General features: G+C 61.5%; 25 protein-coding genes. 20 read left to right on the top strand and 5 right to left on the bottom strand.

The features are described 5' to 3' along the window. Nucleotides 1–138: 138 nt before the first annotated feature. From topA to M8744_RS00540, 4 genes are all read left to right on the top strand, one after another. Entirely contained in the window at nucleotides 139–2,673 is a 2,535-nt protein-coding gene (gene topA, locus M8744_RS00555; protein WP_251407777.1) for a type I DNA topoisomerase, read from the top strand. 118 nt (nucleotides 2,674–2,791) lie between these two features. Next, nucleotides 2,792–3,496: a CoA transferase subunit A gene (locus M8744_RS00550; RefSeq protein WP_251407774.1), complete on the top strand. Its 705-nt coding sequence runs from the start codon at nucleotides 2,792–2,794 to the stop codon at nucleotides 3,494–3,496. A 15-nt stretch (nucleotides 3,497–3,511) separates the two neighbouring features. Then, nucleotides 3,512–4,543, top strand: a complete 1,032-nt coding sequence (locus M8744_RS00545; protein WP_251407771.1) for a PAS domain-containing protein — start codon at nucleotides 3,512–3,514, stop codon at nucleotides 4,541–4,543. A gap of 21 nt (nucleotides 4,544–4,564) precedes the next feature. Then, entirely contained in the window at nucleotides 4,565–5,191 is a 627-nt protein-coding gene (locus M8744_RS00540) for a 3-oxoacid CoA-transferase subunit B (protein ID WP_251407768.1), read from the top strand. 51 nt (nucleotides 5,192–5,242) lie between these two features. Here the strand turns inward: M8744_RS00540 and M8744_RS00535 are convergent, their stop codons facing one another. Next, complete coding sequence (locus tag M8744_RS00535; RefSeq protein WP_251407765.1) at nucleotides 5,243–6,049, bottom strand: lytic transglycosylase domain-containing protein; 807 nt, start codon at nucleotides 6,047–6,049, stop codon at nucleotides 5,243–5,245. Nucleotides 6,050–6,400: 351 nt separating this feature from the next. Here M8744_RS00535 and M8744_RS00530 point away from each other — a divergent pair, with 351 nt between their 5' ends. The 14 genes from M8744_RS00530 to M8744_RS00465 all read left to right on the top strand — a co-directional run bounded on the left by M8744_RS00530 (nucleotide 6,401) and on the right by M8744_RS00465 (nucleotide 19,159). Then, a complete protein-coding gene (locus tag M8744_RS00530; RefSeq protein WP_251407762.1) occupies nucleotides 6,401–6,580 on the top strand; it encodes a Flp family type IVb pilin in 180 nt (59 codons plus the stop codon). A 328-nt stretch (nucleotides 6,581–6,908) separates the two neighbouring features. Next, nucleotides 6,909–7,088 (top strand): Flp family type IVb pilin, encoded by a 180-nt coding sequence (locus M8744_RS00525; protein ID WP_251407759.1) that lies wholly within the window; start codon nucleotides 6,909–6,911, stop codon nucleotides 7,086–7,088. A 236-nt stretch (nucleotides 7,089–7,324) separates the two neighbouring features. Then, nucleotides 7,325–7,504 (top strand): hypothetical protein, encoded by a 180-nt coding sequence (locus M8744_RS00520; RefSeq protein ID WP_251407756.1) that lies wholly within the window; start codon nucleotides 7,325–7,327, stop codon nucleotides 7,502–7,504. 126 nt (nucleotides 7,505–7,630) lie between these two features. After that, complete coding sequence (cpaB, locus tag M8744_RS00515) at nucleotides 7,631–8,497, top strand: Flp pilus assembly protein CpaB (RefSeq protein ID WP_251407753.1); 867 nt, start codon at nucleotides 7,631–7,633, stop codon at nucleotides 8,495–8,497. A gap of 197 nt (nucleotides 8,498–8,694) precedes the next feature. Continuing rightward, the gene (locus M8744_RS00510; RefSeq protein WP_251407750.1) at nucleotides 8,695–10,134 is read left to right on the top strand and encodes a type II and III secretion system protein family protein; all 1,440 of its coding nucleotides are present in this window, start codon (nucleotides 8,695–8,697) and stop codon (nucleotides 10,132–10,134) included. A gap of 14 nt (nucleotides 10,135–10,148) precedes the next feature. Further along, nucleotides 10,149–10,805, top strand: coding sequence for an OmpA family protein (locus tag M8744_RS00505; protein ID WP_251407747.1), 657 nt, complete (start codon nucleotides 10,149–10,151; stop codon nucleotides 10,803–10,805). A gap of 220 nt (nucleotides 10,806–11,025) precedes the next feature. Next, a complete protein-coding gene (locus M8744_RS00500; RefSeq protein WP_252474041.1) occupies nucleotides 11,026–12,285 on the top strand; it encodes a CpaE/TadZ family protein in 1,260 nt (419 codons plus the stop codon). Nucleotides 12,286–12,305: 20 nt separating this feature from the next. After that, a complete protein-coding gene (locus M8744_RS00495; RefSeq protein WP_251407745.1) occupies nucleotides 12,306–13,769 on the top strand; it encodes a TadA family conjugal transfer-associated ATPase in 1,464 nt (487 codons plus the stop codon). A 6-nt stretch (nucleotides 13,770–13,775) separates the two neighbouring features. Then, nucleotides 13,776–14,744: a type II secretion system F family protein gene (locus M8744_RS00490; RefSeq protein WP_251407742.1), complete on the top strand. Its 969-nt coding sequence runs from the start codon at nucleotides 13,776–13,778 to the stop codon at nucleotides 14,742–14,744. A gap of 10 nt (nucleotides 14,745–14,754) precedes the next feature. Continuing rightward, complete coding sequence (locus M8744_RS00485) at nucleotides 14,755–15,729, top strand: type II secretion system F family protein (RefSeq protein ID WP_251407739.1); 975 nt, start codon at nucleotides 14,755–14,757, stop codon at nucleotides 15,727–15,729. A gap of 18 nt (nucleotides 15,730–15,747) precedes the next feature. Further along, complete coding sequence (locus M8744_RS00480; RefSeq protein WP_251407736.1) at nucleotides 15,748–16,311, top strand: tetratricopeptide repeat protein; 564 nt, start codon at nucleotides 15,748–15,750, stop codon at nucleotides 16,309–16,311. A 30-nt stretch (nucleotides 16,312–16,341) separates the two neighbouring features. Next, nucleotides 16,342–17,193: a tetratricopeptide repeat protein gene (locus M8744_RS00475; RefSeq protein WP_251407733.1), complete on the top strand. Its 852-nt coding sequence runs from the start codon at nucleotides 16,342–16,344 to the stop codon at nucleotides 17,191–17,193. A gap of 7 nt (nucleotides 17,194–17,200) precedes the next feature. Further along, nucleotides 17,201–17,725: an A24 family peptidase gene (locus tag M8744_RS00470; protein WP_353049780.1), complete on the top strand. Its 525-nt coding sequence runs from the start codon at nucleotides 17,201–17,203 to the stop codon at nucleotides 17,723–17,725. Nucleotides 17,726–17,842: 117 nt separating this feature from the next. After that, entirely contained in the window at nucleotides 17,843–19,159 is a 1,317-nt protein-coding gene (locus tag M8744_RS00465; RefSeq protein ID WP_251407730.1) for a DUF8689 domain-containing protein, read from the top strand. Nucleotides 19,160–19,204: 45 nt separating this feature from the next. Here M8744_RS00465 and M8744_RS00460 read toward each other — a convergent pair whose 3' ends face one another. Next, complete coding sequence (locus M8744_RS00460) at nucleotides 19,205–19,414, bottom strand: hypothetical protein (RefSeq protein WP_251407727.1); 210 nt, start codon at nucleotides 19,412–19,414, stop codon at nucleotides 19,205–19,207. Nucleotides 19,415–19,517: 103 nt separating this feature from the next. Here M8744_RS00460 and M8744_RS00455 point away from each other — a divergent pair, with 103 nt between their 5' ends. Next, complete coding sequence (locus tag M8744_RS00455; RefSeq protein ID WP_251407724.1) at nucleotides 19,518–21,929, top strand: ligase-associated DNA damage response DEXH box helicase; 2,412 nt, start codon at nucleotides 19,518–19,520, stop codon at nucleotides 21,927–21,929. Between the two features lie 73 nt (nucleotides 21,930–22,002). Beyond that, on the top strand, nucleotides 22,003–22,668 hold the full coding sequence (gene pdeM / locus M8744_RS00450) for a ligase-associated DNA damage response endonuclease PdeM (protein ID WP_251407721.1): 666 nt from the start codon (nucleotides 22,003–22,005) through the stop codon (nucleotides 22,666–22,668). Between the two features lie 4 nt (nucleotides 22,669–22,672). Here pdeM and M8744_RS00445 read toward each other — a convergent pair whose 3' ends face one another. The 3 genes from M8744_RS00445 to M8744_RS00435 all read right to left on the bottom strand — a co-directional run bounded on the left by M8744_RS00445 (nucleotide 22,673) and on the right by M8744_RS00435 (nucleotide 26,401). After that, nucleotides 22,673–23,389, bottom strand: a complete 717-nt coding sequence (locus M8744_RS00445) for a LytTR family DNA-binding domain-containing protein (RefSeq protein WP_251407718.1) — start codon at nucleotides 23,387–23,389, stop codon at nucleotides 22,673–22,675. Nucleotides 23,390–23,641: 252 nt separating this feature from the next. Beyond that, a complete protein-coding gene (gene folD / locus M8744_RS00440) occupies nucleotides 23,642–24,559 on the bottom strand; it encodes a bifunctional methylenetetrahydrofolate dehydrogenase/methenyltetrahydrofolate cyclohydrolase FolD (RefSeq protein WP_251407715.1) in 918 nt (305 codons plus the stop codon). A gap of 165 nt (nucleotides 24,560–24,724) precedes the next feature. Beyond that, the gene (locus tag M8744_RS00435) at nucleotides 24,725–26,401 is read right to left on the bottom strand and encodes a formate--tetrahydrofolate ligase (RefSeq protein ID WP_251407712.1); all 1,677 of its coding nucleotides are present in this window, start codon (nucleotides 26,399–26,401) and stop codon (nucleotides 24,725–24,727) included. Nucleotides 26,402–26,443: the final 42 nt, after the last annotated feature.

The raw sequence follows: 26,443 nt of genomic DNA, 5'->3' as shown, positions 1-26,443 counted from the left end.
GGCGATTGACAAGAGCGCGGTGGGCCTGCCGCAGACGGGCAAGTGGCCCCGGCCTTCAAAACGGCGCATTGACAAAGACATACGGCAACCCACATGTTCCGCCGCCAAGCCCCCGGTGTCGAGTCGAAAGGAAATCATATGCCCGTCGTTGTTGTCGAATCTCCTGCCAAGGCCAAGACAATCAACAAGTATTTGGGCTCTGATTACACCGTTCTGGCCTCTTACGGGCACGTTCGCGATCTGCCTCCCAAAGATGGTTCGGTCGATCCCGAGCATGATTTCGACATGAAATGGGAGATTACGAGCGACAGCCAGAAACACGTTCGCGCCATCGCCGAGGCACTGAAAACCGACAACGAACTGATCCTTGCCACCGACCCCGACCGCGAGGGCGAGGCGATCAGCTGGCACCTGAAAGAAGCGCTGACCAAGCGCCGCGCCATCAAGAAAGACACCGATGTGCGCCGCGTGACCTTCAACGCGATCACCAAGGATGCCGTCAGCGAGGCGATGAAGAACCCGCGCGAGATCGACGCCCCGCTGGTCGAGGCCTACCTGGCCCGCCGCGCGCTGGACTACCTTGTGGGTTTCAACCTGTCGCCGGTGTTGTGGCGCAAGCTGCCGGGTGCGAAATCGGCCGGCCGCGTGCAATCGGTCTGCCTGCGCCTGATCGTCGAGCGCGAGATGGAGATCGAGGCGTTCAAACCGCGCGAGTACTGGTCGGTCAAGGCGCTGATGAGCACGCCGCGCGGCCAGGAATACGAGGCGCGCCTGACCGTTCTGGCCGGCAAGAAGCTGGACAAGTACGACATCGAGAATGAAACCCAGGCCGAACTGGCGGTGCAGGCCGTGACAAGCCGCGACCTGACTGTGACATCGGTCGAGGCGAAACCGGCGAACCGCAACCCCAGCGCGCCCTTCATGACCTCGACGCTCCAGCAAGAGGCCAGCCGCAAGTTCGGCATGGGCGCTCGCCAGACGATGAGCGCGGCGCAGCGCCTCTACGAGGCCGGTCACATCACCTACATGCGAACCGATGGCATCGACATGGCCCCCGAGGCAGTGCATGCCGCGCGCGACGCCATCAAGGATCGCTTCGGCCCCGAATACGTGCCCGACAGCCCGCGCATGTACAAGAACAAGGCCAAGAACGCGCAAGAGGCGCATGAATGCATCCGCCCCACCGACATGGCCAAGGATGCCGCGGCGTTAAAATTGTCGGATGCCGATCAACGCAAGCTTTACGACCTGATCTGGAAACGCACGCTGGCCTGCCAGATGGCCGCCGCGCGGTTGGAACGCACCACCGTCGAGATTGCCAGTGCCGATGGCCAGGTGGGGCTGCGCGCCACCGGGCAGGTGATTCAGTTCGACGGCTTCCTGCGCGTCTACGAAGAGGGCCGCGACGAGGTGGTTGACGATGATGACAAGCGCCTGCCCCAGATCATGGAGGGCGAAAAGGCCGAAAAGCGAGGTGTCACGCCAGACCAGCATTTCACCCAACCCCCGCCCCGCTATACCGAGGCGACGTTGGTCAAGAAGATGGAAGAGCTGGGGATCGGGCGTCCGTCAACCTATGCCAGCATTGTCACCACGATCCAGGACCGCGAATATGTGCGCAAGGAGCAGAACCGCCTTATCCCCGAGGACAAGGGCCGGATCGTCACGATCTTTCTGACCAATTTCTTCCGCCGCTACGTGGAATACGATTTCACTGCCGCGCTCGAAGACGAGTTGGACCATGTCAGCGCGGGCGAGTCAGATTACAAAGAGCTTCTGTCACGCTTCTGGCGCGACTTCTCGGCCGCGATTGCCGAAACGTCCGAACTGCGCATTTCCGAGGTGCTCGACGTGCTGGACGAGGCGCTGGCGCCCACGCTCTACCCCCCACGGGAGGATGGCAGCGATCCGCGCATCTGCCCGTTGTGCGGCACGGGCCAGTTGCATCTGAAAACCTCGCGCTCGGGCGGGTTCGTGGGCTGCGGGAACTATCCCGAGTGTCGGTATACCCGGCCCATCGGTGGCGAAGCGGCCGAGACGGGCGACCGGGTGCTGGGCGAAGACGAGGATGGCAACGAGATCAGCCTGCGCTCGGGCCGGTTCGGGCCCTACGTGCAACGCGGCGAGGTGACAGAGGAGAACAAGAAGCCCGACCGCGCCAGCCTGCCCAAAGGCTGGGAGCCCGACGAGATGACGCTGGAAAAGGCGCTGACGCTGCTTTCGCTTCCGCGCCAGGTGGGCGAGCATCCCGAGGGCGGCATGATCAGCACGAATTTCGGCCGTTACGGGCCTTACGTCATGCACCAGTTGCCCGACGATGCGAAGCCCGTTTACGCCAACCTGAAAGACCCCGCCGACGTTTTCGAGATCGGGATGAACCGCGCGGTCGAGTTGCTGGCCGAAAAGCGCGCCAACCCCGGCGGGCGCGGACGTGCGGCGGCCAAGCCCCTCAAAGAGCTGGGCGAGCATCCTGACGAAGGTGGGCCGGTCAACGTGATGGACGGACGGTACGGGCCTTACGTGAAATGGGGAAAGATCAACGCCACCCTCCCCAAGGAGACCGAGCCTGACGCGGTCACGATGGACATGGCCGTGCAACTGATCGCCGAGAAATCGGCCAAGAAGGGCGGCGGGCGAAAGAAAACCACGGGCAAGACGGCCAAGAAGGCCTGAACGTGCCGCGTGGCTGCGGCCCGGCCCCTTGGTCGGTATGCAGCGGTCCACCTTCACGTTGACTCTGCGCGCTCCACCCGGCAAGACATTGCCAACAACCGACTTCAGGGAGAGACCCATGAAAAAAGTCTATAACTCGGCCTCCGAGGCGCTGGACGGTCTGCTGCATGATGGCATGCTGATCGCTGCGGGCGGTTTTGGCCTTTGTGGCATCCCCGAATTGTTGATCGACGCCATCGTCGACAGCGACGTGAAGGATCTGACCGTCGCCTCGAACAACGCCGGTGTCGACGATTTCGGGCTGGGCAAGCTGCTGACCACCCGCCAGGTCAAGAAAATGATGTCGTCTTACGTGGGCGAGAACGCCGAGTTCATGCGCCAATACCTGTCGGGAGAGCTGGAGCTTGAGTTCAACCCCCAGGGCACACTGGCCGAGCGTATGCGCGCCGGCGGGTCGGGCATTGCGGGTTTCTACACCAAGACCGGCGTCGGCACGCAGATTGCCGATGGCAAGGAAGTAAAGATCTTCGATGGCGAGGAATACATCCTCGAACGCGGTATCTTTGCCGACCTGGCCATCGTCAAGGCGTGGAAGGCCGACACGACCGGAAACTGCATTTTCCGCAAGACCGCGCGCAACTTCAATCCGCCGGCGGCGATGTGCGGCAAGGTCTGCGTGATGGAGGTCGAAGAGATCGTGGAACCCGGCGAACTGGACGCCAATGCGATTCACCTGCCCGGCATCTACGTCCATCGCCTGATCCAGGGTGAGCACGAAAAGCGGATCGAGCAGCGCACGACACGCCCGCGCAAGGCCGCCTGACAGGGAACCGCGCCCGTGCACGATCAAGACATGTCATTGGTGCTGAGTGAAGGCGACGTTCTTGTCGGGTTTTCCCGCATGAGCATTGCCATGCTCATCACCAATCCACGGCTTGAGGACAATCCGATCATTTATGTCAATGACGCGTTCGAACGCACCACGGGCTATGCGCGCTCGGCCGTGATCGGGCGCAATTGCCGATTTCTGCAGGGCGAGCGGACCGACAAGCGCGATGTCGACCAGATTCGCACAGCGGTGAAGGAGGCCCGCGAAGCCTCGGTCGATATCCTGAACTACCGCGCCGATGGCACGCCGTTTCAAAACCGGCTGATTCTCACCCCCATAAAGAACGAGGCGGGTGAAGCGATCTATTTTCTCGGTATCCAGAAAGAGCTGCGGCCCGGTGACCGTGCGTCGGAAAACCAGATCGAGCATACCCATCTTAATCTTATCCGCAGCCGCGTGGAAAAGGATTTGTCACTGATGCTTGCCGGGCTGCAGAAATTGCGCAGCACCGACACGGAAGAGATTTTGCACGAGGCCAAAGCCCTGCCCCGGCGGCTGGAATGCCTGCAACTTGTCTACGAGGAAATGAAACTGGCCGACCGTCGGGTCAATGACGGTTTCATCGACCTTGGCAGCCTGCTAAGCCGCATCTCCAACGGCATCGCGTTTCATGACGGGCGCGCGGGCATCCGTTTCAACCAGTTCATCGAGCCGATCCATGTCAATCTTGAAACAGCGACCCGGATCGCGCTCAGCATGTGCGAGGTCGTCACGAACGCGTTCCGCCATGCCTTTGAAGGGCTGCAGCAGGGCTATGTCGAACTGCGCGTGACGCAATTGGCGGCAGGCGGGCTGCGCATCATGATCTCGGATGACGGTGTGGGCCTTCCCGCCGGAGCCGAGTTTCCAAGCGACAAGACGTTGGGCGGGCAGTTGATCAAGCAATTGCTGGACGGGCTCGACGCAACAATCAACGTGGCCCGTGGGGCCGCCGGCACGGTGGTCATGATCGACGTGCCGGTGGGCTTTACGGACCAGTAACAGGAAAAAGGGGTGACGCATATGCCTTGGGATCGCAACGAAATGGCGGCGCGCGCCGCACAAGAGCTGGAAGACGGGATGTACGTGAACCTTGGCATCGGGATTCCGACGCTGGTAAGCAACTACATACCCGAAGGCGTCGAGGTGACGCTGCAATCGGAAAACGGCATGCTGGGCATGGGCCCTTTCCCCTATGAGGGCGAGGAAGACCCGGACCTGATCAATGCCGGCAAGCAAACGATCACCGAATTGCCGCATTCGGTCTATTTCGACAGCGCCACAAGTTTTGGCATGATCCGCGGTGGCAAGATCGCCATGGCAATCCTGGGCGCGATGGAGGTCAGCGAAAAAGGTGACCTGGCCAACTGGATGATCCCCGGAAAGCTGGTCAAGGGCATGGGCGGCGCAATGGACCTGGTGGCCGGCGTTGGCCGCGTGGTTGTGGTGATGGACCATACCAACAAGGCCGGCGAGTCAAAGCTGTTGAAGGAATGTACCCTGCCGCTGACGGGCAAGGGCGTGGTTGACCGGATCATTACCAACCTAGGCGTGCTGGACGTGACGCACAAGGGCCTTCACGTGGTGGAAACCGCGCCCGGCGTCACCCATGACGAACTGGTGGCCGCGACCGAGGCCACGATCGTCTGAACCGGACTTCGGGTTTCGAACAGGGCCGTGCCACACCAGGCGCGGCCTTTTTCACGAGCCCAGGTTGAACACGCACCCGTCAGAGATCAACTGCGGCGGGGTCTTGCACAGGGCACGCGCCACGGCAAAGGCCGCCAGAACCTTCGGCACGTAATCACGGGTTTCGGCAAAGGGCGGCACGCCCTGGTGCTTTTTCACCGCCCCCTCACCCGCGTTGTAGGCAGCCAGTGCCAAGATGGCATCGCCTTCGAATTCTTTCAGCAGCCAATCCAGGTAGGCGATACCGCCCTTTATGTTGTCTTGTGGATCAAGGCTGTCGGTGACGCCGAACCGCGCGGCCGTGGTTGGGATCAGCTGCATCAGGCCCTGTGCGCCGGCCTCGCTCTTTGCATCCGGGCGGCCACCGGATTCAACGGATATGACGGCCAGTGCCAGCGCGGGCGACACCCTGGTGCCCACCGTGTTCAGCAAAAGCGCCGCCTGCCGGTCGCGCGCGATTCGCAGCAGGTCACCCAGGCGTGGCGCGGCCACCCCCTGCCCCTGCGGTGGGTTCGACAGGCTGTTCAGCGCAGGCTCCAACCGCGCGGGCCCTGCGCCCTCCATGTCCGGTGACACGGCCTGCCAGAACCAATCGTACCGCGCGTTGCGCGTGGCAGGTTCTTCCCTGTCGGTCGGTTTCGCGGCCACCGCCGGCTCGGTCCGAGGCTCGATCTGCGGAAGCTTGGGGCGCTCACCCTTTTTCGGGGGGGTGACGCGTTTGAAGGTAAAATCCGGAAAAGGTTTCGGCCCCTCGGCCAGCACGGGGCCGGAAAGCCCCATTGCCACCGCAAGCGCCACCACAAGTGACCGCCGCCTCATCACATGACCTGCCTTTTGTTCTTCTGCTCGTTAACCCGAATTTACTGGAATCGGGTCGGAAAAGCCATTTCCAAAGCGGAATTGATGGAAAAACTGCGGCAGCGGACAGAAAAATGCGTGCATGCAGGTGCGGAAAATGTTTTTTTGTTGTTATTTTTCATTATGTTATAATTTTTCAGGTCAATTTCTTCAAATTTTCCAAAATGGCTCGATTGCTGCCCCAATCATGCCCGATTGCTTTGGCTAATTAACGTCATACCAAGGCGGCGACGGGCCAGTATGAGAGCAACGCCCACTTCATTCACTGCCTGGTTGAGAACCTGAGCAACAGATCCTTTGGAGGGACATACCATGATGAACTTTATCAAGAACTTCCGCAACGACGAAGACGGCGCAGTGACGGTTGACTGGGTCGTGCTGACCGCAGCCGTGGTTGGCCTGGCCATCGCCGCCTACGGCGCGATCGAGACACAGACCCAGGCCCTGGCCGATGCCGCCGCGACCAACATCGAAGGCGAACTGACCAAGTAAGGTTTTGGTGGCGCAACGCGCCATGCATGAACACCCTAGAAGGGCCACCTGCTTTCAGGTGGCCCTTTTCCATTGCCCAGGCCAACCAACTGGTTTCGAACTGACCGACGGCTTGGACGCAAGTGCCGACATGTCGCAGTTGACGTGAAATCCGCGAAAAGGCCCTGAAATTGCCGTTCTTGACCGCGTTAACACCAAATTCATGCCGCATTTGTCCCCGATAAACGCAACATACCGAGACGGCCCCGCCCCCAGAGGGAAAACACGGGTCGGGATTTTCCGGATCGGTAGGGCAACCTGAGTAACCGATCCTTTGGAGGGATGTACCATGATGAACTTTTTCAAGAATTTCCGCAAAGACGAAGACGGCGCCGTCACGGTTGACTGGGTCGTGCTGACCGCAGCCGTGGTTGGCCTGGCCATCGCGGCCTACGGCGCGATCGAAACCCAGACCCAGGCCCTGGCCGATGCCGCCGCGACCAACATCGAAGGCGAACTGACCAAGTAAGGTTTTGGTGGCGCAACACGCCATGCTTGAACACCCTAGAAGGGCCACCTGCTTTCAGGTGGCCCTTTTCACATGCTGGCTTGTCGGCATCGCAATACCTGCAAATCGCTATCTTGAAACCAAAATTCTGCCTCAATCCAATGGCATCAATCCTTAACCTGTTTCATCCGACTGCCGGAGAGTTGGCCAGGAAAACGACGGGTTGGTTAATGATTTAGGATCCCGTGGAGGACTGAATGTTGAAATTTGCAAGACGCTTCCTGCGCGACGACAACGGCGCAGTCACCGTTGATTGGGTCGTGCTGACCGCGGCCGTCGTTGGCCTGGCGACCGCTGCCTACATCGGCATCGAAACCCAAACGAACCTTCTTTCAGCCGAGGCCGCAACCAATATCGGCAGCGAGATCGGCAAATGACACTGTGCACCCGCCTTCGACTTTCGGTGGCGGGTGCGCCCCACGCCCCCGGCCAAGCATACGGGGTAGCGCAACACGGCACGGCAGGTTCGCTTGCCGAAAGCCGAAACGAGAAGAGGTAACAGCATGCGGGTAATCTTTGGATTGGTCTTGGTCGCCGGCCTCGCGCTGGCCGGTTTCGCCGTCTACATGGCCAAGAATTACATCGCCAGCTACCAGGCCAGACTGGCCGAGGCGAATGCGATGAAAGAGCAACTGGTGAAAACCGTCCCAGTCTACGTGGCCGAACGGCCGCTGAAATACGGTGAGATCCTCATGCCCGAGGATGTGCGCGAGGTGCGCTGGCCCGAAGAGGCCGTGCCCGAAGGTGCGTTCACCCAGGAAGGTGCGCTGTTCCCCGAGAATACCGATGAACGCCGCCGCGTGCTGCGCACCATGGAAAAGGACGAGGCGGTGATGGCCGTCAAGGTCACCCAGCCGGGCGAAGAGGTCGGTATCACTTCGCAGCTGGAACGTGGCAAGCGTGCCTTCGCGATCAAGGTCGACGTGGCCAGCGGCGTGTCGGGCTTCTTGATGCCGGGCCATCGCGTGGATGTCTACTGGACCGGGCAGGTTGCCCGCTCCGGCGGTGCGCGCAATAGCGAAAGCCGCCAGGAAGTCACCAAACTGATCGAAACCGGCGTGAACGTCATCGCCATCGACCAGTCTGCCAATAGTGAAACGACCGGCGCCGCAATCGCGCGCACCGTCACCGTGTCCGTGCGGCCGGAGCAGGTTGCAAGCCTCGCGCTGGCGCAATCGACCGGCCGGCTGTCGCTGGCTTTGGTCGGGCTCGATGATGACAGTGTCTCGGGGGCGATCGAAATCGACCAGCGCAAGTTGCTGGGCCTGGCCGACATGGTTGTCGAGGAAGAGGTTAAGGAAAAGGTCTGCACCATCCGCACCCGCCGTGGTTCCGAAGTGGTCGAAATCCCGATCCCCTGCACGAATTGATCCGCACCCACCCCGCATCCCGGCCGGCCCGTCCAAAGCGGGCCGGCTTCGCTTGTTCAGGCATGTTGCCGGATATCTACGTTAAAAGAATTGCCGAACAGCTTGATTCTTGCAAAAAATCCAAGTTTCGTTCATGGTCGTTCAAAATACGGTCGGACAAGGCCGATGTAACGAGGCGTGATCGAGAGGCAGGTCACATGAAAATCGACAAGTTTATCAAAGCGGCGTTCGTCGGCTTTGCATTGGTATATGCACCGTCCTTCCTGGCCAGCCCCGCGGCGGCACAATCCGTCCGTGTCGTGAAAAGCGGCATGGAATCGTCACTTAGCGTGCCGATGAACCGCGCGGTCGTGGTGGAAAGCGAAACACCCTTCGCCGAACTCAGCATCGCCAATCCGGCCATTGCCGACATTTCATCGTTGAGCGATCGCACCATCTACGTGCTGGGCAAGGCACCGGGTCTGACGACGCTGACCTTGCTGGATGCGAACGGCCAGTTGATCACCAACGTGGACGTACGGGTCGCGGCAGATATCTCGGAATTCAAGGAACGCATCCGCCAGATCATGCCCGATGAACGGATCGAGGTGCGCACCGCGAATGACGGTATCGTGCTGTCAGGCACGGTTTCGAGCACATCGAAGATGCAGCGCGCGCTGGACTTGGCCGAACGCTATGCGCCCGAACGCGTGTCCAACCTTATGAGCGTCGGTGGCGTGCAACAGGTTCTGCTGAAGGTTCGTTTCGCCGAGATGGAGCGCAACGTGTCGAAATCGCTCAGCGCCTCTCTGGCGTTGAACGGCACATCGCTGGGCGGTGACCTGGGTATCTCGGGCGGCACGAACACCACCGCCAATTCGGTATCACAGGGCGATGCCCTCGCCGGCACGCTGCCCGCGTCGACCGAACAGAACGGCGCGATGCTGTTCGGTTTCAATGCCGGCTCGGTCGAAGTCGGCGTTTTGCTGGAAGCGCTTGAAAGCAAGGGCGTCATCCGCACATTGGCCGAACCCAACCTGACGGCCCTTTCCGGCCAGGAAGCCAAGTTTCTGGCCGGCGGCGAATACCCCGTTCCGGTCAGCCAAAGCGACGGTCGGGTATCCGTCGAGTTCAAGCCCTTCGGTATCGAACTCAATTTCGTTCCGCGCGTGCTGGACGACAAGCTGATCAACCTCGAACTCGAGGCCGCGGTTTCGGAAATCGACCCGACCCGCGGGTTTGAGCTCAACTCCTTCAAGATCGACGCTTTCAAGCGGCGCGAAGCTACCACCACGGTCGAACTGCGCGACGGCGAAAGCTTTGCCATCGCGGGCATGCTCAAGGACGATTTCCGCGATCTCAGCGGCCAGGTTCCCTGGCTGGGCGACATCCCGGTGCTGGGCGCGCTGTTCCGCAGCGCCGAGTATCAGCGTTCGCAATCCGAACTGGTAATCATCATCACCGCGCACCTGGTGACCCCAACCCGTGGCGAGGCGCTCAGCCTGCCGACGGACAGGGTGAAACCCCCGTCTGAAAAGGATCTGTTCCTTTACGGCCGCGTCACGAGCAACGATGGCTCGACCCGCCCGCTCAAGGGGGCCGCTGGCGAAGTTGCCAAGCAGGACTTCAAGGGGTCCTACGGCTATGTGATGGATTGATGGGAGCAAGGCAGATGTACAAGACACTCGCACTGACCGGCCTTGTGGCCCTGACCGCCTGCAGCGAGAGGCAGATGGCGAATTCCAGTTTCTGGCGCGAAGCCGGTGTCCTGCATAGCAATGCGGATTTCGGCAACTCGACGATGAACAACATCATGTACCAGAACGGCGAGCGCAGCTATGCCGTGGACCTGTCGAACCGGTTCGCGCGCGAAGTGCCCTCGATGGTCAATTTCGCGTTCAATTCGGCCGTGCTTGACGAAACGGCGCGTGCGAACCTGCGCCGCCAAGCCGATTGGATCCGCCAGTTCCCCGAGGTTCGGTTCCGCGTTTACGGGCACACCGACAAGGTTGGATCGAATTACTATAACAAGCGGCTTGGCCTGCGCCGGGCCCGCGCGGTGGTGCATTACCTGACATCGCTTGGCGTCGATCGCAGCCGCCTCGAGGCGGTGGTGAGCTACGGTGAAACGCAGCCTCTTGTCGTGACCGAAGGCCGCGAGCGGCGCAACCGCCGCACCGTGACCGAGGTTTCCGGCTTTCTCAAGCGGCACCCCACGGTGATGGACGGCAAATACGCCGAGGTCATCTATCGCGAATATGTCGCCAGCGCTGAACCGACGTCGAACCTTGAAGGGATCACCGGCGCGGACTTCGGAACCGATCAATAATCGGAAAATACATCCTGACCTTGGACAAGCGGGCGCAACAATGCAGCCCGCTTTTTCTTATCGTTTGAAGATAACGCACAATTTCGATCTTTTGGCCGCAATCTCGCCCAGATTCTCCGACATCTTCACCTTGAGTGAATAACAGGTCCGCCGAGTCGGACCCGGAAGCACGAAGACGGTTCAACTGTCTGCCGCTTCTCGAAAAAAGGACATGAGGCGAATGACAAGCAACGCTCAAATGGTGCCGGAGGCAAGTCCGATCCTCGCCTGCACGGTTAGCCGTGATGTAAAGAATTTCGACCTCTTGGTCGAAGACATGGAAACCGCGATGGGCGAAACCTGGGGCGACCTGGGCTTTGACGACGCGCTTGCCTTTCTCGATCAGCCCGAGGCCGAAACACTGGAGTTCATCGCGCTGGCCGTGGATGCGGATGACGAGGAAAACCTGGCCATGCTGGGCCAAATCATCACCAGCGCCAAGGCCAACCGTATAAAGGTCATTCTGATCGCCGAAGACATCAGCCCAACCGCCCTGCACCAGTTGCTTAGGCAGGGCGCGGATGAATTCGTGCCCTACCCCTTGCCCGAGAACGAGTTGCAGGCCGCGATCGACCGGCTGCGCGCCCCTGCCCCCACCGCCCATGCCGAAGCCGACGAAAGCGCCCCGAGCGCCCGGCGTGGCAGCGGCCCATCGCGCGAAGGTGTTGTGCTGGCCGTCCACGGCATAGCCGGCGGCAGCGGCTGCACGACATTCGCAGTCAACCTTGCATGGGAGCTGTCGCAGGTCGCGAAGAAGGGCGAAACGCCGCCCAAGGTCTGCCTGCTGGATCTCGACCTGCAATACGGTGCGACGGCGACCTACCTCGACCTGCCCCGCCGCGAGGCGGTTCTGGAGTTGCTCGGCGATACCGAGTCGATGGATGACGAAAGCTTCCAGGCGGCCCTCATCGGCTATGAGGATGCCTTGCAGGTGCTGACCGCGCCGCCCGACATGATCCCGCTTGACCTGATAGGGTCGGAAGACGTGTCACGAATCATCGAGATTGCGCGCCACCATTTCGACTATGTCGTGATCGACATGCCGCATACCCTGGTGCAATGGACCGAAACCGCATTGTCGCAGGCGCAGGTCTATTTCGCCATGATCGAGCTCGACATGCGATCTGCGCAGAACACGCTGCGGTTCAAGCGGCTGCTTCAATCCGAGGACATGCCCTTTGACAAGATCCGCTTTGTCCTGAACCGCGCGCCGAAATTCACCGACCTGAACGGCAAGTCGCGCGTCAAGCGCATGGCCGAAAGCCTGGGCATCTCGATCGAACTGCTGCTTCCCGATGGCGGCCGGCCGGTCACGCAGGGGGCCGATCACGGCCAGCCCCTGGCATTGAGCGCGGGCAAGAACCCGCTGCGCAAGGAAATCGCCAAGCTGGCGCAAAGCCTGCATGAGTTTGGCCAAAGCGATGCCGAAGAGGCCGCGTGATGATTGTGAGGAAGTAAGGCATGTTTTCGCGCTACAAGAAACAGACTGCCCCCGCGTCGACTGCGCCGCGCCCGGCCCCCGCGCCCAAGGCCGTTGCGCCGAAACCTGCCCGCGCGGCAGCCGCGCCCCAACCCGCGCCGGTCTCTTCTGCACGGCAAGCCCCCCAAAAGACCCCGGCCCAGGTCGCGACCGCCGACAAGGAGCGCAAGCGCAAGGAGCGGTTGGGGGACATCAAGCTGGAACTGCACCGCTCGCTTCTGGACAACCTGAACCTCAGCGCGATCGAGGCCGCCTCGGAAGCCGAGCTGAAAGCCGAGATCTCCGAAATCGCGGCCGAGGTTCTGTCGGAAAGGGGTATCGTTCTGAACCGCGAGGATCGCACGACCCTGAACCAGGAGCTTTACGACGAAGTGCGCGGTCTCGGCCCGCTTGAGACATTGCTCAAGGATGACACCGTCAACGATATCCTGGTGAATGGGCCGCAGCGGATCTTCGTTGAGCGCGACGGCAAGCTGCAACTGACCGATGTCACCTTCAAGGATGAAAAGCACCTTCAGCGGATCATCGACAAGATCGTTTCGGCGGTCGGGCGGCGCGTTGACGAATCCAACCCCTATGTCGACGCACGCCTAGCCGATGGCTCGCGTTTCAACGCCATGGTGCCGCCCATCGCGGTGGATGGCAGCCTCGTGTCGATCCGGAAATTCAAGAAGGAAAAGCTGGGCATCGACGACCTGGTGAATTTCGGCGCCTTTTCGGAAGAAATGGCCGCCTATCTTCAAGCCGCGGTGGCGTGCCGCCTGAACGTGATCGTGTCGGGCGGAACGGGCTCGGGCAAGACCACGACGCTCAACGCCCTGTCATCCTTCATCGACAATGCCGAACGCATCCTGACGATCGAAGATACCGCCGAACTCCAGCTGCAACAGACCCATGTCGGCCGGATGGAAAGCCGCCCGCCCAACGTCGAGGGCAAGGGGGCCGTGACCCAGCGCGATTGTCTGCGCAACGCACTGCGTATGCGCCCCGACCGCATCATCGTGGGTGAAACCCGCGGCGAGGAAGTGATCGACATGTTGCAGGCCATGAACACCGGCCACGACGGTTCGATGACAACCATCCACGCCAACAGCGCCCGCGACGGCGTCAGCCGGCTGGAAAACATGATCGCCATGGCCGGGATCGAAATGCCCATAAAGGCGGTGCGCAGCCAGATCGCCAGCGCCGTCAACGTCATCGTGCAGGCCAGCCGCCTGCAAGACGGGTCGCGCCGCATGACCTCGATCACCGAGATCACAGGCATGGAGGGCGACGTGATCGCGATGCAGGAAGTGTTCCGCTTTCAGCGTGTCGGCCTGACGCCGGAAAACAAGATCATCGGCCATTTCACGGCCACCGGCGTGCGTAGCAACTTCTCCGAACGTTTCCGGCTCTGGGGCTATGACCTGCCGGCCAACATCTTTGAACCCATCGCCGCGGAGTAACCAGTCATGTCCATAAGTATTGAGCCGCTCATCTACGGGCTGATCTTCATCGGTGTCCTGGTGCTGGTGGAAGGTTTGTACCTCACGGTATTCGGCCGCTCGATCAGCCTGAACAACCGGGTGAACCGCCGGCTTGAAATGCTCGAACAGGGCGGCCGCCGCGAAGAGGTGATGGCCAAGCTGCGCAAGGAGATGCGCCAGCACATGAACTCGCGCGGGATACCGCTTTACGCGATGCTGGCCGACCGCGCGCAAAAGGGGGCGATCGCCTTTACGCCAGTGCAGCTTATCATGCTCATGGTGGCGCTTTCGGTCATTTCCTTCCTCGGCCTGACCATCGGCACCGAAACCAGCGCCCCGGTGCGCGCAGCGGTCGCCGTGGGCATGGGCGTGGGCGGCATTTTCATGTGGGTCAACCACAAGGCCAAGAAACGCATGTCGATGATCGAGGAACAATTGCCCGATGCGGTCGAACTGATGGTGCGCAGCCTGCGCGTCGGTCACCCCTTTTCATCGGCCATCCAGATCGTCGCCAAGGAGGTGCCCGACCCGCTGGCCACCGAGTTCGGCATCATTGCCGACGAATCCGCCTATGGGCGCGACGTGGGCGAAGCGTTGAAAGACCTGGCCGAGCGCCTGGACATGCAGGATTTGCGCTTTCTCGCCGTGGCGGTGACGATCCAGCAGCAGTCGGGCGGCAACCTCGCCGAGATCCTGGCGGGCCTTGCCAAGGTGATCCGCGCGCGGTTTCGCCTGTTCCGCCGCGTCAAGGCCATCACCGCCGAGGCACAGTGGTCGGGAAAATTCTTGTCTGGTTTCCCCGTGTTCGCGCTAATCGCGATCAACCTTCTGGACCCGAACTACTACGACGACGTGCTGGATCACCCCTGGTTCATCCCGGCCTGTTTCGTGGTCGGCGGATTTCTGGTCGCCAACCTGCTGGTCATGCGCATGCTTGTGAACATCAAGGTCTGAGGAGACGACGATGCAACAGTTGAACGACATCCTTACCGGCAGCCTTGGTGAATTCGGCCCGTTGATCGTGGTGGGCGGGCTGGGTCTGTTCCTGATCCTTGCCACCATCCCGATCCTTCTGAGCCAGAAGAAGGATCCGCTGGAAAAGCTGCGCATGGAGAACGAGCGGGGCGTTGTGCACAAGCCCGGCAAGAAACTGCGCACCAACCAGGCCAACAACAAGCTTGAGAAATACAAGGAATTCCTCGAGCCCCAGAACGAACAGGAATACTCGGCCGTTCGCCAGAAGCTGATGCAGGCGGGTTATCGCACCAAGGATTCCGTGCGCTATTTCCATTTTGCGCAATTCGCACTTGGGATCGGTGGTGTGGTCGTTGGCACGATCTACTACATGACATTCAAGGCCGGTGCGCCCGACCTGACCACCCAAAGCACCTTGATGCACATTCTCGGGCCCGGCGTCGTGGGTTACATGGCACCGAAATACTGGGTGACGAAGCGGCAGCAGGAACGCCAGAACCAGATCCAGGAAGGCTTTCCCGATGCACTGGACATGATGCTGGTCTGCATCGAGGCCGGCCAATCGCTGGATCAGTCCATCATCCGCGTGTCCAAGGAAATCCGCCCCTCGTTTCCGGCGCTGGCCGACGAATTCGAAATCGTCAGCTACGAGATCAAGGCCGGCAAGGACAAATCCTCGGTGCTGCGCGACATGGGCGAACGCTGCGGCGTGCAGGACGTATCGAGCTTCGTGACAGTTCTGATCCAATCGGCCAGCTTCGGCACCTCGATCGCCGATGCGCTGCGCGTCTATGCCGGCGAGATGCGCGACAAACGCGTGATGCGCGCCGAGGAAAAGGCAAACAAGTTGCCTACGAAGATGACACTTGTCACAATGACCCTGACAGTGCCGCCGCTTCTGATCATCCTTGTCGGTCCGTCCGTTAACGGGATCACGAACATCCAGAGCGCGACCGGCAACTAGAAACGGGGCAAACACGGCATGACTTCGATCCGCCCGGGGATCGCGCTGATCGCAACATTGGTCTTGGCCGCCTGTTCCACGGGCGGCCTTGATTCATCGCGCGGCCCCTATGCGCCGGGCCCGAAACCGGGCGCCTTGGCGGTTGACGGGCTGCTGGTGGGCCATCGCCTTATTCAGGCCGGTGAGTTCGAGCTGGCGCTGGAAGCGTACAGCCGTGCCGCGCTTGAGCGTGGCACCGGCGATGTCGATGTGCTTTCGGGGCTTGGCACCGCGAACCTGGGGCTTGGCCGGCTGGGCCAGGCAGAACAACTTTTACGCCGTGCCATAGACACCGAAAACGCGATACCGGAAACCTGGAACAACCTTGGCGTCGTCCTGATGGAACAGGGCAACGTGGCCGAAGCCGAGCAGGTATTTCGCCGGGCCTACGCACTCGACAATGGCGAAAGTGACTCAATCCGTGATAATCTGCGCTTGGCCATAGCAAAAAACAAAAATCCAGATTATGGTGACAAGAAAGAACAAGACTATAAATTGGTGCGCCGGGGCAGCAGTGATTACCTCATCCGACGCGTGCCATAGAGGCAAGAGCAGTAAAAGGGACGCAAAAACATGCGCCACCCCCTTCTTATTTCCCTGTGTATCGCCGGGTCTCTCGGCTTGTCCGCCTGCGAACAGCGGATTGACAAGGACAAGGTCGACCGCGCTTTTCAAGAAGTTGACGTGGTCGATGAAAGCAACCTTAGCGACATCATGCTGACAGTGGCCGACCCGAACGAGGCGGTTTCATATTTCACCCGCGCCGTCGAGGACAAGCCCGAGCGGATCGACTTGCAGCGCGGCCTGGCCAAGTCGATGGTGCGCGCCAAGCGCCACACCGAAGCCGTGAGCGCGTGGAAAAAGGTGTTGCAACACGCCGATGCCACCAAGGATGACACGGTAGACTTGGCCGATGCCTACATTCGCAATGGTCAGTGGAAAGAGGCCGAGGAAACACTGAACGGTGTCCCCCCGACCCATGAGACCTTCAAACGCTACCGGCTGGAGGCGATGATTGCCGACGGCAACGAGGAATGGAAAAAAGCCGACAGTTTCTACGAAATTGCCGTGGGGCTGACCACGCGCCCTGGCGGCGTTCTGAACAACTGGGGCTATTCCAAGCTGTCGCGGGGCGATTACGATGAAGCCGAACGCCTTTTTGCCGAGGCGCTTAAACACGATGGCAGCCTGTTCACCGCCAAGAACAACATGGTCCTGTCCCGCGGCGCGCAAGGCAAATACACCCTTCCCGTCGTGCCGATGGACCAGGTCGAACGAGCACAGCTGTTGCATACGTTGGGGTTGAGCGCGGTCAAACGGGGCGATGTCGAAACCGGCAAGGGCCTTTTGCGCGACGCGATAGAAACGCACCCCCAACATTTCGAGGCGGCTGTGCGGTCGCTCAGGGCGCTGGAAGGCGGCTGATCTGCCAATGGACGTGCTGGGGCTCATCGGACGGCTGTCACAAGCGTTGGCCATTCAGGATATGACCGCGCTGGTTCTGCTGGTGGTGGCGGCGCCCGTGTGTTTTTACGTGGCCTTCAGCGATTTGCGCAGCATGCGCATCCCGAACTGGACGGTCGTCATGCTCTTCGTGCTATTCGCCATATTCGGGCCGGTGCTGATGCCCCTGCCCGAATATGGCTGGCAATTGCTGCACATGCCCATCTTGCTGATCCTCGGAATGGTGGTGAACGCGGTCGGGCTGGCCGGCGCGGGTGATGCAAAATTTCTGGCCGCAGCCGGGCCCTATCTTTGGGTGGCGGACCTGCAGGTGCTGATCGTGATCTTTGCCGCAAGCCTGTCGGCGGCCTATCTAAGCCATCGCCTGGCCAAGTATACCGCGCTGCGCGCACTGGCGCCCCATTGGCAAAGCTGGTCGGCAGGTCGGAAATTTCCTATGGGTCTGCCGCTGGCGGGCACGCTGGTGATCTACCTCGCGCTCGGTGCGTTCTGATCGGCGCAAAGCCGTAAAGCTTTCTCCATTATTTTGCCATCATGCTTTGGCACAAACGTGGGCAAACCCATCAAGGGTGCCCCCGCGCACCGCAATGATTGAGCAGGAAACAGCCCGATGAACATGCAAGCGCCCCCCGCCACAGGCGTGCAGCCGCCCCCGATCCCCGCAAGGTTGGAGGACATGCAACTGCCTGTCGTGATGATGCGCGACATCATGTTGAAAACCATGTTTCGCAAGAACCTGGACATGATCGGCGACATCGCCCGCGCCATCTGCCTGCCACGGGCCGTCACGACCGAGCTGATCGACATGACCCGCGCTCAGAACCTGCTTGAGGCGACGGGCACGCTGCACGCGAATGCCAGCAATGAAATGGGGTTCCAACTGACCGATGCGGGCAAGGCACGCACGCTCGATGCGCTCAGCCAGTCGGAATATTTCGGCGCAATGCCCGTGCCGCTCGACGTTTATCGTGAGCAGGTCAAACGCCAGTCGATCCGCAACATCCAGATCACGCGCAAGCAGTTGACCGATGCGATGGGCCATCTCGTGCTGCCCGATGACCTGCTCGACAATCTCGGGCCTGCGGTCAGCGCCGGTCGCTCGATCCTGATGTACGGGCCACCGGGTAACGGCAAATCCAGTATTTCCAACGGCATACGCGACGCCATGGGCGAAAAGATCTACGTGCCGCGCGCCATCGAATACGCTGGCCAGGTGATCACCGTCTATGACCCGATCGTTCATTCGGCCGCCGAAACCGAAGAGGATGACCCGAATTCCCTGCGCGTGCGCCGCAGCTATGACACCCGGTATGTCAAGTGCGAGCGCCCAACCGTTGTCACGGGTGGCGAGCTTAGCCTGTCGATGCTTGACCTCGTCTACAACCCCACCGCGCGCACCTACCAGGCGCCGCTACAGCTTAAATCGACGGGTGGAATCTTCATCGTCGACGACCTTGGCCGCCAGGCCGAGCCGCCACAATCGCTGGTCAACCGCTGGATCGTGCCGCTGGAAGAAAACAAGGACATCCTGGCCCTGCAATCAGGCGAAAAATTCGAAGTACCGTTCGACACGCTGGTGATCTTTTCGACCAACTTTCACCCGAACGAGATCTTCGACCAGGCCGCCCTGCGCCGCATCTTCTACAAGATCAAGATCGACGGCCCGAACCAGCAGAATTTCCTGAAGATCTTTGCCATGGTCGCGAAAAAGCGCGGCATGCCCCTGTCCGAACCGGCGCTGGTGCACCTGATCAAGAAGAAGTACCCCACCATCAACAACGTCTATGCAAATTACCAACCGATCTTCCTGATCGACCAGATAATCTCGATCTGCGAATTCGAGGGGATGCCTTATCAGATGAGCCCCGAGCTGATCGACCGGGCCTGGGCCAACATGTTCGTCAAGGACGAGCATATCGTGAAATGATCCGGGCGGCGTGCCCGGGCCATAATGCAGGGCGCGCGCCGGATTTCACTGTTTTTTCAAACCGATACGTAACATGGCGGCCGGTTCACCGCGATCGCCGCCCGACAGGGCGGCTACCGTCTGCCCCGGCTCGGCCGTGATACCTTCCGCTTGCCGGCGGGCCAGCACCGCGTCGGTTTCGTCGCCCGTCAGGGCGATCACCCGTTCAATCGTGGCCTCGCCGCGACGACTGTTTTCATTGCCAAGCTCACTCATCTATGCGCAGCCCTGTTGCGCGGGAAAGATCAGCGATGCGGCAGATGCAGGAGGCGCTGTTCGCGCCCTGTTCCCCGGCGCTGTTCGGCACTACATCTGGCCTATGCGCGACTTGCCCGATCAGATCGATTCCTGGTTCTCCAGCCAAGGCTGGCAGATCCACCCCCATCAGCGAGAGATGCTGGCCCGCGCTGCGGACCCGGCGACTTTGCTTATCGCGCCCACGGGGGGCGGCAAGACGATGGCGGGTTTCCTGCCCACGCTGGCAGAGTTGTCCGACCGCGCGCATCAGGGCCTCCACACGATTTATGTCAGCCCGCTCAAGGCGCTGGCCGCCGATATAAAGCGCAACCTGACGCGCCCCATTACCGACATGAACCTGCCCATCCGTGTCGAAGATCGGACCGGCGATACCAGTTACACCCGCAAACGCCGTCAACGCGCCAACCCGCCGCATATCTTGTTGACGACACCTGAATCACTGGCGCTGCTGATCAGCTACGAGGATGCACCGCGCATATTCGCCGGCGTGCAGCGCATCGTGGTGGACGAAATACACGCCCTGGCCGACAGCAAGCGGGGCGATCAACTGATGCTGGCGCTTGCACGGGTTCAGGCGCTGGCGCCGGGGCTGCGGCGGGTCGGGCTATCGGCCACGGTGGATGAGCCGGCCGCCATCGCACACCTGCTGGCGCGTCACCCTGACCCGTGCCAGATCGTGCAGGCCGATCCGGGTCCCGACCCCGATATCGCGATGCTGGAAACCCGCCAAGCCCCGCCCTGGGCCGGGGGTGGCGCCGCACATGCCATTCCGGCCATTCTGGAACAGGTCAAACGCCACAAGACGACGCTGATTTTCCACAACACCCGCGCGCAGGCCGAGATCTTTTTTCACAAGCTCTGGATGGCCAATGACGAAGGTCTGCCCATCGGCATCCATCACGGCAGTCTTGCGCGCGCGCAGCGCGAAAAGGTCGAGGCTGCGATGGTCGCGGGCCAATTGCGCGCCATCGTCTGCACCGGGTCGCTCGACCTGGGCATCGATTGGGGTGACGTGGATCTTGTTATACAGGTCGGGGCGCCCAAGAACGTCAAACGCCTGGTCCAGCGCATCGGCCGCGCCAACCACCGCTACAACGCCCCATCAAAGGCGCTGCTGGTGCCGGCCAACAGGTTCGAGGTGGTCGAATGCATTGCTGCGCTCGAAGCGGCGAAAGCGCACGATCTGGATGGCGAAGCGCGCGGTCCGGGGCCGCTTGACGTTCTGTGCCAACACATCCTGCTTTGCGCCTGCGCCGGGCCCTTCGATGCTGATGCGCTTTACAACGAGACCCGGCAAGCCGGGGCCTATGCCGCCCTGCCCCGTGCCGATTTCGACGCCTGCCTGGATTTCTGCGCCACCGGCGGCTATGCGCTGCGCGCTTATGACCGCTGGCAGCGCCTGCAAAGGCGCGCCGATGGCCAGTGGCATCTGCGCGACCCGCGCGCAGCGGCGCTCATCCGGCAGAATATCGGCACGATCCAGGATATCGACACGCTGAAGGTGCGCCTGAAAGGCCGCGGCGGCACGCCTTTGGGCGAAGTCGAGGAAGGGTTTGCCGCCTCTCTCACCCCCGGCGATACATTCCTTATCGGCGGCCGCGTCGTGCGCTATGAATCCTTGCGTGAAATGACGGTCGAAGTCAGCCGCAATGCCGGCCGCGAGCCAAAGATTGCCGTATTCAACGGCACGAAATTCGCCACCTCCACCCAGCTGGCGCAACGTATCCTTGCCATGTTCGCACAACCTGGCTGGCCGCAACTGCCCGAAAACACTGCCCAGTGGCTGGGGCTGCAACGGTCGATATCACGCCTGCCGCAGGCCGGGCGGCTGCTTATCGAAACCTTCCCGCATGAAGGGCGCGAACACCTTGTGGCCTACGGGTTCGCGGGGCGCAACGCGCAGCAGACGCTGGGGCTGATCCTGACCAAGCGAATGGAGGAGATGGGTCTTGCGCCTCTCGGCTTCGTGGCCACCGATTACGCCGTGCTGATCTGGGGGCTGGACCGGGTGACAGACCCCGCGCCGCTTTTCGACCGTGCCGCCCTGCGCGACGGGCTTGAGGGGTGGCTGGCCGGCAACGCGGTTATGAAGCGGACCTTTCGCGCCAGCGCAACCATCGCCGGGCTGATCCAGCGCAGCCACCAGGGGCAGCGCAAATCGGGGCGGCAGGCAACGTTTTCCAGTGACATCCTGTATGACACGCTGGTGAAATACGACCCCGATCACCTGATGCTGCGCATAACCCGCGACGAGGCGATGCGCGGCCTGGTCGATTTCGCCCGGATCGAGGATATGCTGGATCGCGTACAGGGGCGGATCGACCATGTGCGCCTTGACCGCCTGTCCCCCCTTTCCGCACCGCTTTTCCTGGAGCCGGGCCGCGTGCCCGTCCAGGGCGCGGGCCAGGAACGGCTGGTCGAGGAAGAAACAACGCGCTTGCTGGCCGAGGCCGGGTTGGGCGAACTGGGCTGATCTGTCTTGCCCGTTCGATACGCGACATACCCCCGAACTTGACCTTCGCCGGTCCTTTGCGCATCACGTTTGCATGAATGATGGCTACCCCTTCACCCTTGCCGGTCAAAGCCTGGTGGCGCTCGGTTCGGGCGCGCTTTGGTGGCCCGAGCAACGGCTGCTCTGCGTTTCGGATTTGCACCTGGGCAAGTCCGAAAGGCTGGCGCGGCGCGGCGGCGCGCATTTGCCGCCCTATGAAACCCGCGATACGCTTCTGCGCCTGCAAGCCGAGATCGACGCGTTCCAGCCAAAGTCGGTCATCTGCCTTGGCGACAGTTTCGATGATACCACCGCCGCGCAGTCGCTGCCCGAACGCGAACGGATTTGGATTGCCCGACTGCAGGCCGGTCGACAGTGGATCTGGATCGAGGGCAACCACGATCCTGGGCCGGTCAGCCTGGGTGGCTCGCATATGGTTGAGCTGCCCCTGCCCCCGCTTACCTTTCGCCACATCGCAGACCCTGCCCAAAGCGGCGAGATTTCCGGCCACTACCACCCCAAGGCCAGCATACGCACACGGCTGCGCACGGTGACGCGCCCCTGTTTCCTGGTTGACGGTGATCGTGTGATCCTGCCGGCTTTCGGCACCTATACCGGCGGGTTGCAAAGCGCCGACAACGCGCTGCGCGAGCTCATGCGCGAGGAGGCGCTTGCCGTTCTGACAGGGAAAACAGCCAGGCCCATGCCGATGCCACGCTGAGACGTCAGGCCCCGGAGTGGGGAATAAGCCCGGCCTTTTCCAAGCCGGGGCGATAAGTACGGCTTACCGGCACTTCCATGCCGTTTTTCAGTACAATGAACAGCTTACCTGACGCGCGCCTGTGGTCGGACACGGCAGCCCGCGCGACCCAGTGCGAGCGGTGGGTACACAGGCCATCAACCGGGTCCATCTCGTTCACCGCATCGGCGAAGCGCATCCGAATTTTATGCGTCGCGCGGTCGCCAGTTACGGTCACGAAATGCCCGCTGGCCGTCAGATGCAGCACCTCGCCGATATCCTGCCCCTCAAGCCGGCGGTACAAGCGCGGGCGTGGCGGCTCTTCCAACTGGGCGGGCGTCACCGGGGCCGGTGCAACCAGTTGAACCGCGCCATCCTCGTCTCGCGAAAAGAAAACCATATCCTCGAATCCGGGGATCACGCGGCGCATCAGGAACACGGTTGCGCAGCCTGAGGCCACGTAAAAGGCAAACCGCGCCACGCAGCCTATCCCGACGCAGCGCATGCCGCCAAAACCCCATGCCAGAAGCATCACGAAAGGCGTGGCATAGAACACCATCAGCCCAACGGCGCAGGCCTCGTACAGGAAGGGCCGTTTTTGCCCGTCGACATGGCGGGCAATCTGGGCGCGCGCGACATAGGCCATGAAGGTCGTGCCGAAAACCATAAGCGTCCAACAGGCAAAGCGTGTTGGCAAATTCATTGTTTCAAGGGTTCCGAAGGGGCCGGAAATCGTGGCTATGATAGATAGGCTGACGCAAACAACCAAGGTGATTGGATGCATCATCCGCGATCGGATTCCTGTCCATTCATTACTCGCCAAAGTTACCCCCCTTCAAAAAGGGAAAATCATACCTTTCCAACGGCATAGCGAGCACTGAATGCGAGCGCAAGGAAAAGAAATACCCCGCGCACCCCACCCTGTTACACGCGGAGGTAGCAGTTGCGAACGCGCTCAGGCAGTCAAACCTTCGGGTTCGGGCAGGTCGTGGGCGCGGCAGCAGGCCGTGACGGTGTTGGCCAACAGGCAGGCGATGGTCATGGGGCCGACGCCCCCGGGCACAGGGGTAATGGCACCTGCCACTTCGGCGCAGCTGTCAAAGGCCACGTCCCCAACCAGCCGTGTCTTGACGCTGCCATCTTCGTTCGTGCCGCGCTCGGGTGCCTCGATGCGGTTTATGCCGACGTCGATCACGGTGGCGCCCGGCTTTATCCAGTCACCCGGCACCATCTCGGGCCGGCCCACCGCGGCGATGACGATATCGGCACGGCGCGCGACACCGGGCAGGTCTTTCGTCCGGCTGTGCGCGATCGTGACGGTGCAACTGTCCCCCAGCAAAAGCTGTGCCATCGGCTTGCCCACGATGTTCGACCGCCCGATCACCACCGCGTCCATGCCCGACAAGCTTCCGTGATGGTCGCGCAGCATCATCAGGCAGCCAAGCGGCGTACAGGGCACCATGCTTTTCTGCCCCGTGCCCAGCAACCCCACGTTCGATATGTGAAACCCGTCCACATCCTTGGCCGGGTCGATCGCGTTGATAACCAGGTCCTCGTTCAGATGGCCGGGCAGCGGCAATTGCACCAGGATGCCATGCACATCGGTGTCGGCATTCAACCGCTCGATCAGTGCCAGCAGGTCGGCCTCCGAGGTATCGGCATCCAGCCGGTGCTCGTAAGAGTTCATTCCCACTTCGACGGTCATCTTTCCCTTCGAGCGGACATAAACCTGGCTTGCCGGATCCTCACCAACCAGCACCACCGCAAGGCCAGGGGTTATGCCGTGCCCCTGCTTCAAAGTTGCAACATGGCTTGCCACTTTCTTGCGCACCGTGGCCGCGAACGCCTTGCCGTCAATGATCGTCGCTGTCATGGTTCATCCCTTCCCGGTTTGCCGGTGTCTTGACCCAGGGTCAGGTCACAAGCAAGCCCCGCGTCTTCATCTTGCCAGGTATTTCCCGCCCGAGGCAGGAGCGGCCCAAGGGGCCACGACCGGGCCGCCGGGGGCGCGATGCCCCTGACGGCCCGCCTGCCCATCTCAGAACAGCCCTTCGATCTGGCCTGCCTCGTTCAGCATGATCGCCTCGGCGGCGGGTACGCGCGGCAGGCCCGGCATGGTCATGATCTCGCCGCAGATGACCACCACGAAACCGGCCCCCGCGCTCAGGCGCACCTCTCGGATCGGCACCGAATGGCCTGTGGGCGCACCGCGGCGGTTGGGATCGGTGGTAAAGGAATACTGGGTCTTGGCCATGCAGACCGGCAGGTTGCCATAGCCCGCGTCTTCCCATTCCTTCAGCTGGTTGCGGATTTTCTGATCGGCCAGCACCTCATCGGCGCGGTAGATGCGCTTTGCGACGCATTCCACCTTTTCGAGCAGGCTCAGGTCATCGCCGTAAAGCGGCGCGAAATTGCTTTCGTCCTTGTCAGCGATCTCGGCCACGCGGGTTGCCAGCGCCTCGGTCCCTTCGGACCCCTTTTCCCAGTGCTGGCACAGGATCGCCTCGCTGCCCATCTCGGCCACGTAATCCTTGACTGCCTGCACCTCGGCATCGGTGTCGGTTACGAAATGGTTGATCGCCACCACGACCGGCACGCCGAATTGCTTCACATTCTCGATGTGACGGCCCAGGTTCGGGCAGCCAGCCTTGACCGCGTTGACGTTTTCCGCGCCCAGGTCGGCCTTGGCCACGCCGCCATTCATCTTCATTGCGCGCACGGTGGCAACCACCACCACGACCGAGGGCGCCAACCCTGCCTTGCGGCACTTGATGTTCATGAATTTCTCGGCACCAAGGTCGGCACCGAAACCGGCCTCGGTGACAACATAATCGGCCAGCTTTAGCGCCGTGCGCGTGGCAATGACGCTGTTGCAGCCATGTGCGATATTGGCAAACGGCCCGCCATGCACGAAGGCTGGGTTGTTCTCCAGCGTCTGCACAAGGTTGGGCTGCGTCGCATCCTTCAGTAGCACGGTCATCGCGCCATCGGCCTTGATGTCGCGGCAGGTGATCGGTTCTTTCGCGCGGGTATAGGCCACGATGATGTCGCCCAGGCGGCGTTGCAGATCGGAAAGGTCGTTGGCCAGGCACAGGATAGCCATCACCTCGGAGGCCACCGTGATGTCAAAACCCGTCTGGCGCGGGAACCCGTTGGCCACGCCGCCCAGCGACGTCACGATGTCGCGCAGCGCCCGGTCGTTCATGTCCAGCACCCGGCGCCAGACCACGCGGCGCTCGTCAATGCCCAGTTCATTGCCCCAGTAGATATGGTTGTCGATCATCGCCGACAGCAGGTTGTGCGCGCTGGTGATGGCGTGGAAATCACCGGTGAAATGCAGGTTCATCTCTTCCATCGGCACAACCTGCGCGTAGCCACCGCCTGCGGCCCCGCCCTTCATCCCGAAACACGGGCCCAGGCTGGCCTCGCGGATGCAGATCGCGGCACGTTTGCCGATGCGGTTCAGGCCATCGCCCAGGCCGACGGTGGTGGTGGTCTTGCCCTCGCCCGCCGGGGTGGGGTTGATCGCCGTCACAAGGATCAGCTTGCCATCGGCATTGCCCTGGACCGAATTGATATACTCTTGGCTGACCTTGGCCTTGTCATGGCCGTAGGGCAGCAGGTGGTCGCTGGGAATATCCAGCTTGGCGCCGATTTCCTGAATCGGGCGTTTCTTGGCTTCGCGGGCGATTTCGATATCGGACTTGTAGCTCATGGATCACTTCCCTGCTGTGCGGCCTGTGCCGGGTCTTTGCAA

It is taken from the genome of Lutimaribacter degradans (assembly GCF_023703375.1).
GTDB classification, from domain to species: Bacteria; Pseudomonadota; Alphaproteobacteria; order Rhodobacterales; family Rhodobacteraceae; genus Lutimaribacter; species Lutimaribacter degradans.
Note: the sequence above shows the minus strand (reverse complement) of the source record. Positions and strands in the feature narration are given on the sequence as shown.